Annotated in this window: 1 protein-coding gene; it reads right to left on the bottom strand. The window is 31.3% G+C overall.

The genetic code is table 11. The features are described 5' to 3' along the window. Nucleotides 1-138: 138 nt before the first annotated feature. Nucleotides 139-759: an imm11 family protein gene (locus PVK62_RS17360; protein ID WP_274445633.1), complete on the bottom strand. Its 621-nt coding sequence runs from the start codon at nt 757-759 to the stop codon at nt 139-141. Nucleotides 760-818 lie beyond the last annotated feature (59 nt).

The following is an 818-nucleotide window of genomic DNA, read 5'->3' as shown; positions in this document are numbered from 1 at the left end:
AACGCCTGCATAACACGTTTGCTACCATGCAAACTAAGCCAAATTTACCACTAAATACGGTAAACAAAAAGAAATCTAGAATGCCGAATGTAGTAAATCGTGTTGATGCGATTGTTATGTGTAAATACATATTCTGATTTAAAACTGGTCTCCTTCATTAAAGTCAGAAACTCTAATAAAGTTAACACCTGAAAAGTTTTCTTTTGAAATGAATTCGACAATACTTTTATGAAAAAACAAATAACTCTTAGAGCAATTTGCAACCTTAAATATCAATCGACTTTCTTCATTAATATGATTTAGCACGGCTTCATTCAAGTAATATTGCTTAACTTCAAGAAAGTCATCATCATCATCGTCGTCATCGAAATCAAATATTTCTATTTTTGACCGAGTAAGATCAAGGCAATTTAACTCAGTATATAAACCCAAATACCAATAATTTCCATGGCCATTGTTGGTATTATCAATATAGATTGAAGGGTAGATTTGCACACCATTGATGGTATATTGACTCAATTCGTCTTTAAGTTTTTTATTTATCAATAAACCAGATGTATCTACAACTAAATCAGTTAATAGATCGGAAATTTTCTCCCCCTCACTAAAACCATTAGTAAAAAATAAAGGGTCTCCTCCACTTTCTAATTTTTTGTAATGATACTTTCTAAGTGCTGTTAGTCTATCTGGTTTTATATGAACTTGAGTGTCATCATTTGGACGAAAAGCAATATAGTACTCATCATTGTATTTTGTCATTGCTTACTCCCAACTATGACCTTAAAAATTACCACTATATAAAACAAACACATAACGCC

Source organism: Aliivibrio sp. S3MY1 (assembly GCF_028765575.1).
GTDB lineage: Bacteria > Pseudomonadota > Gammaproteobacteria > Enterobacterales > Vibrionaceae > Aliivibrio.
Note: the sequence above shows the minus strand (reverse complement) of the source record. Positions and strands in the feature narration are given on the sequence as shown.